Source organism: Actinophytocola sp. (assembly GCF_050699935.1).
Lineage (GTDB): Bacteria > Actinomycetota > Actinomycetes > Mycobacteriales > Pseudonocardiaceae > Actinophytocola.
In genome coordinates, this window is sequence record NZ_JBOHGB010000040.1 from 41,595 (window position 1) to 47,765 (window position 6,171).

7 protein-coding genes and 1 tRNA gene are annotated in these 6,171 nt (G+C 71.9%); all 8 read right to left on the reverse strand.

Annotated features, from left to right (window positions below):
* Positions 1-15: 15 nt before the first annotated feature.
* Positions 16-825, reverse strand: a complete 810-nt coding sequence (locus ACRDTB_RS15720; protein ID WP_431431025.1) for an alpha/beta fold hydrolase — start codon at positions 823-825, stop codon at positions 16-18.
* Between the two features lie 130 nt (positions 826-955).
* Entirely contained in the window at positions 956-1,597 is a 642-nt protein-coding gene (locus ACRDTB_RS15725) for a DUF899 domain-containing protein (protein ID WP_431431026.1), read from the reverse strand.
* 11 nt (positions 1,598-1,608) lie between these two features.
* Positions 1,609-2,097 carry an SRPBCC family protein gene (locus tag ACRDTB_RS15730; protein WP_431431027.1) on the reverse strand — a complete coding sequence of 163 codons (489 nt, stop codon included), beginning with the start codon at positions 2,095-2,097 and terminating at the stop codon, positions 1,609-1,611.
* Positions 2,081-2,437: an ArsR/SmtB family transcription factor gene (locus ACRDTB_RS15735; RefSeq protein ID WP_431431028.1), complete on the reverse strand. Its 357-nt coding sequence runs from the start codon at positions 2,435-2,437 to the stop codon at positions 2,081-2,083. The genes ACRDTB_RS15730 and ACRDTB_RS15735 overlap by 17 nt, the downstream gene beginning before the upstream one ends.
* Positions 2,438-2,702: 265 nt before the next feature.
* Positions 2,703-2,776 (reverse strand) — tRNA-Leu (locus ACRDTB_RS15740).
* A 144-nt stretch (positions 2,777-2,920) separates the two neighbouring features.
* Positions 2,921-4,246 carry an NAD(P)/FAD-dependent oxidoreductase gene (locus ACRDTB_RS15745; RefSeq protein WP_431431029.1) on the reverse strand — a complete coding sequence of 442 codons (1,326 nt, stop codon included), beginning with the start codon at positions 4,244-4,246 and terminating at the stop codon, positions 2,921-2,923.
* 26 nt (positions 4,247-4,272) lie between these two features.
* The gene (locus ACRDTB_RS15750) at positions 4,273-4,866 is read right to left on the reverse strand and encodes a hypothetical protein (RefSeq protein WP_431431030.1); all 594 of its coding nucleotides are present in this window, start codon (positions 4,864-4,866) and stop codon (positions 4,273-4,275) included.
* A partial coding sequence (locus ACRDTB_RS15755) for a DUF58 domain-containing protein (RefSeq protein ID WP_431431032.1) occupies positions 4,863-6,171 on the reverse strand: 1,309 nt, incomplete at its 5' end. The genes ACRDTB_RS15755 and ACRDTB_RS15750, both read right to left, overlap by 4 nt.

A 6,171-nucleotide genomic window follows, 5' to 3' on the forward strand; every position in this document is an offset into this window, starting at 1 on the left:
CCAGCGCGCACGAGCTCAAGCCGCCTCCGACTCCGACGCCGCCGCGCAGGTCTCGAGGATCAGCGACGCCACGTGCTCCGGCTCGTCGATCATCGGCACGTGCCCACAGCGGTACAGCCACACGTGCCGGGCTCGCGGCAGCAGCTCCGCGGCCCGCCGGGCCTGCCGCGGCCACAGGACCCGGTCCCGCGTCCCCCACGCCACGGCCACCGGCACCGACGGCGCGGGCGAGTCGTAGACGTAGTCCCGCCCGGCCGCGGCGACCAGGTCGAACGCTGGCGAGCCGACCATCGACACCAGGTCCGCGAGCATGATCTCCGCGGTCGTCCGCGACGGGTGCCCGTAGAGCAGAGCGCCCGCGACCAGCCGGAAGTACCGCCGGCGCAGCAGCCGCGTCCCGCCGGGCAGCCGGCCGCTCCTCCTGATCATCCGCAGCACCCACAGCGCCCACGCGCGGTCCCGCGGCGTCCAGAACCCGGCCGGCGCCAGGGCGGTCGCGGACGAGACCAGGCCGCGCGAGGCGAGCTCCAGACCGAGCACCCCGCCCAGCGAGTTGCCCGCCACGTGCGGCCGGTCCAGTCCGAGATCCGCGAAGATGTCCGCGCACGCCCGCACCGCGCTCGGCATGTCGTACCCGCGTCCCTCGGGCAGCGGCGGGGAGCTGCCGAAGCCGGGCAGGTCCACGGCGATCACGTCGTGCGCGGCGGCCAGCCGGTCCAGCACCGGCTCCCACGCCTGCCAGCGGTGACCGATGCCGTGCAGCAGGACGAGCGGGCTGCCGCTCCCCCGGCGCTCGAACGCGACCTCGATCGGCTCACGAGTCATGACCGAACACGTTACCGTGATTTACACATAAGAGGCCGCGCGAGTGGGCCAGGTGGATGCCCGCCGTGATCGAGGTGGATGCATCGCGGTGCGGCGGGCGCCGCCATGCCTACTCGCGCGGCCTCTCAGTTCAGTACTCGTCGTGGAGGCGCCACCAACTGCCCGGGGCGCTGTCGCCGTGGCCGGCCTCCTCCCAGGCCTCCTGGCGGCCGAGCGGCGTCAGGTCCAGCCATCGCAGCGTGGCGAGGACGAACTCGCCGCCCCGGCCGGTGGTGAAGTAGGTGCGGTAGACCCGTTCGCCGTCCCGGAGGAACACGCTGATGCCGAAGCCGCGCCCGGAGCCGCAGTCGTCGGCGAACTCCTGCGTGCCCGTGTACCAGGGCACGGTCCAGCCCATCCGTTGCCGGAACGGTTCGATCTCCGAACGCGGCGCGGGCGAGGCGAGCACCAGCGTGGTGTCCCGTGCGTGCAGGTGGGCGAGGTCGGCGATGTTGTCGACCAGCAGCGAGCAGCCGGGACAGCGGTGGTCGTCGCCGGCGAACATCATGAAGTGGTAGACGATCAGCTGGCGGCGGCCATCGAACAGGTCGGCCATGGACCGCGTGCCGTCCGGGCCCTCGAACCGGTAGTCCTTCGTGATCTCGACCATCGGCAGCCGGCGGCGTTCGGCGCCCAGGGCGTCGAGCGCTCGCGTGGCCGCCTTCTCCTTGACCAGCAACTCATCCCGCGCGGCTTGCCACTCCCGCGCGGAGACCACGTTCGGCAGGCTCATCACAGCTCCCATCACGACTCGTACGTCTCGGACGACCGCCCGCGTCGCACGTAGCCGTGCAGGTCGTCGAAGGTCTCGGTCCAGCCCTCGGCGTGCCCGTCGCGGGACGCCACGGTCGCGAAGCCGGACTGGTGGAAGGTCATCTCGGTCTTGCCGTCGCGTTCGGCGAAGGTGATCGTGACCAGGGTGTCCTCGACCGGCTGGTCCTCCCGCCGGTCCCACCGGAAGCTGAACACGAGCCGCTCCGGCGGGACGATCTCCAGGTAGACACCGCTCGCCCAGTACTCGCGGCCGCTCTCGGTGTCGCGCATGCACGTCCGCCAGGTACCGCCGTCGGTCGCGTTCACCGTGACCGACGGCGCGGTGAACCCGGTCGGCCCCCACCACTCGGCGAGGTGATCCGGCTCCGTCCAGCACCGGAACACCAGCTCGCGCGGCGCGTCGAACAGCCGGGTGATCACGAGCTCGTGATCGGTGGCCGGGTCATTCATCGTCCGCATCCTTCTGCTCCTCCTGTCCGCGCTGAAGCTCGCGCAGGTGTTCGTCCAGGCGGTCGAAGCCGCCGTCCCAGAACCGCCGGTAGCTCGCCAGCCACTCGTTCGCGTCCCGCAGCGGCCCTGGCTCGAGCCGGCAGGGCCGCCACTGCGCGGAGCGGCCGCGGGCGATGAGGCCTACGCGCTCGAGGACCTTCAGGTGCTTGGAGACGGCGGGCAGGCTCATCTCGAACGGCGCGGCCAGTTCGGTGACCGTGGCCTCGCCCTTGGCCAGCCGGGCCAGGATCGCTCGTCGGGTCGGGTCGGCCAGCGCGGCGAACGTGGCACTCAGCTGATCAACGCTCATGGGCTCAACCACCTAGTTAATTAACCTTCAGGTTCACTATGCGCCGTGGCAGTCCACCGTGTCAACCGCGAGTGTCGGACTCGCGGGTCGGGAGCGTTGGACTCGCGGGTCGGGAGCGTTGGACTCGCGGGTCGGGAGCGTTGGACTCGCGGGTCGGGAGGGTTGGACTCGCGAAGAAAATGGGTCGAGAATGCGCGCCACGCTGAGTGTCAAAACAATTGCTAACAGTCGCGACGCGATGGCGAGAAAATTTGCCGGATCGCGGTGCCCCCGACCGGATTCGAACCGGCACTCCACCCCTTTTAAGGGGGCTGCCTCTGCCAGTTGGGCTACGGGGGCAGGCGCAGCCTAAGCCGTGATCACTAGGCTACGGACGGGTTTCCCACAACTTGGGTCCGCTGGACCAACCCGGGATACGCCATTTAGCTGTACCCGAAGATGGCTCGGTAAGGCTACCCGGGGCAACGCCCGGAAATGGCGTGGTCAGGCCCGGGAGACGCGATCGAACTCGGCCCGCGGATTGTTGATCTGACCCATCGAGATGACCTCACGCCGTAACAGTCCACCCAGTAACCAGTCGGCTACTACGCGGAATTTCCGGTTGAACGTGGGCACCCGCGCGACGTGGTAGCCGCGGTGCATGGCCCACGCGATGAAGCCCTTGACCTTGACGTTGTACACGTCCGCGACTCCCTTGTGGAGCCCCAGGGTCGCGACCGAGCCGACGTTGCGGTGGAAGTACGGCTTGGGCTCGCGGTCGCGCAGCACGGCCACGATGTTCTTCGCCAGCAGGTTGGCCTGGCGCACCGCGTGCTGGGCGCTGGGCGCGCACAGCGCGGCCGGGTCCTCGTCGATTCGCGACAGGTCCGGCACCGCGGCGTTGTCGCCCGCGGTCCACGCGTCGGCCACACCGTCCACCTGCAACGTCGCCTTGGCACGTAGCCGGCCGCGGTCGTCGATGGGCAGGTCCGAGCTTGCGAGCACCGGGTTCGACTTCACGCCGGCGGTCCACACGATCGTGTCGCTGTCGAACTCCGTGCCGTCCGAGAGGATCACGTGCCCGTGCTCGAACGATTCGGCCAGAGTGGACAGATACACCTCGATGCCGCGCCGCTCCAGTTGCAGCACCGTGTAGACGCCCAGGCTCTCCCGCACCTCGGGCAGGATCCGCCCGGCCGCCTCGACGAGCACCCAGCGCAGGTCCGACGGCTCGATGTTCTCGTAGTAGCGGGTCGCGTAGCGCGCCATGTCCTCGAGCTCGCCGAGCGCCTCGATGCCCGCGAACCCGCCGCCGACGAACGTGAACGTCAGCAGCTTGCGGCGCAGCTCGTCGTCGGCGCAGCTGCTCGCCGCGTCCAACTTGGACAGGACGTGGTTGCGCAGGTAGATCGCCTCGCCGATGGTCTTGAACGAGATGCCCTGCTCGGCGAGCCCGGGGATGGGCATCACCCGGGCCACCGAGCCGAGTGCGACGACGAGCACGTCGTACGCGATGTCCTCCTGGTGCCCGTCCGGGGCCTCCACGGTGACCTTCTTCTCGCCGTGGCTGATCTTCGTGACGCGGACCGTCAACACGTGGCAGCGCTTGAGCACGCGCCGCAGCGGCACGACCACGTGCCGCGGCTCGATCGCACCGGCCGCCGCCTCGGGGAGGAACGACTGGTAGGTCATGTGCGGCTGCGGGTCGACGACGGTCACGGACGCCTCGCCGCCACGCAGCTTCCGCTGCAGGCCGAGTGCCGTGTACAGCCCTACGTAGCCGCCACCGAGAATGAGGATCCGGGTCGGCGCGGTCTTCGCTCGCCCCATGACTCCATCGTGGCACCTCTACCTGCTCATCGCCCGCCGCCCCCGGTGTGAGAGTCGTCGCCACGGTGCCGGTGCCACCACACGATGATCAGCCCGACCGCCACCAGCCCGGCCAGCGCCATGATCTCCAGCGTGGCCGGGATCTCGGTGACCGGCAGCAGCGCCGCCACCCCCACGAACGCGAACACGACGGCCTGGACGGCGACGAACCGGATCGCGGGCCGGACGAACGCGCGCGCGTGCAGCCGGCCGCGCATCGGTACGAGGCCGGCGAACGCGCACGAGAGGTGGAACAGGTGCACCGCCGGGATCAACGCCAGCACCGCGGGCCGCAGCGGGTCGTCGCCGGTCAGCGCCGCGAGCACGGCCGCGCCGATGACCACCGCCGTGGGCACCGGGGACGCCGGCGCGTACGCCGAGGCGAGGATCGCCGGGCAGAGGATGAACAGCGCGCCCGACATGGCGCCCTCGGTGGACGGGATCGCGATCACGAGCGCCCCGGTGAGCAGGACCGCGAGACGCAGCAGCCAGGCGGGTACGCCGCGGCCCAGCCGGGGCACGTCCAGCGGCGCTCCGCGGGTCGCTCGGCGAGTCGCGCCGGGAGTCACCGGGCGGGTCACCGGAGCACCCTCGGCCTACGCCGCGCGGCGCGCAGGAGCGTGCCGACCGCGGTCCCGTCCTCCCACCGCGCGACCGGAACGCCGTGCTCGCCGAGCACCGCGAGCCGGACCCGGTGCTCGGCGACCATGATGGCGCGCACCGCCTCGCCCCACGGGCTCTCCTCGTCCGCCACCAGGTCGGCCGGCAGCAGGTCGACGGCGAGCACCAGGTTGCCGCGCCGCGCCACCGTCACGGCCAGGTCGACGAGCTCGTCCGCCATGAACGGCGAGAGCACCACCACGGTCGCGCCGGGCGGGTACTGCGAGGCGCGCAGCACCGGCTCCCCCGAACCGGCCACCCGCTGCGCGGAGAGCACCAGCGAGTGCCGGATCCGCTGCAGCTGCCGCTGGCCCGTCCCGGCCGGCACACCGCCACGCGGGTGACCGAGGTCGATCAGGCCGACCCGGTCGCCCTGCCGCAGGAACGCCGCCGCCAGCGAGCAGGCCGCCCGCACCCCGAGGTCGAGGCTGCCGTGCACGCGCGCCTCGGCGCCCCGCGCGATCTCCGCCCACTCGGCGATCTTCGGGCTGACGTCGAGCGTGGTGTCCAGCGCCAGCACGAGGTCGGCGTCGGACTCGGCGTGCCGCTCGCGGACGTGCAGCGTGCCCGGCACGAGCTCGCCCCCGGTCGCCGCCGCGGACCGCAGCGAGACCCGCCAGTCGACCCGGCGCAGCCGGTCGCCGATCTGGAAGGGCCGGATGTCGCGCAGCTCCATGCCGTCGCCGGGGCGTGCGGAGCGGTGCGCGCCGACCAGCCCGGCGGCGCGGGGCGGCAGCGGCGCGGCGGGCAGCGGCTCGACCGGTGGCAGCACGACGTGGCTCGCGGTCCGGCCGACCACCGGGCCCAGCACGTACAGCGCGTCGTGGGCGGCCATCAGATGGTCCGGGCGCAGGTAGTCGGACTGGCCCCAGGTGCTCCACTTGATCTTCGCGTGGATCCGCCCGTTCACCGCGGGCAGCAGGTGGACGGGCCCGACGCCCGAGCGCGACGGCATCGGCATCCGCAGCGCGGCCAGCACCGCGCCCTGCCCCGGCTCCATCGTCACGGTCACCTCGTTGGTCCGCCCGGCCTCGGCGGTATCCACGAGCGTGGCGGCGGTGATCTTGGGCCGGCCGGTCGGCGGCGTCACCAGCAGCGCGCTGACCAACAGCGGCGCCCCGACGAGCAGGAGCTCCAGCCGGTGCAGCAGGACGCCCGCGACGGCCAGCCCGAAGCCGCACGCGACCGCGCGGACGAGGGCGTCGGTGTGCCGCCAGCCCATCGTC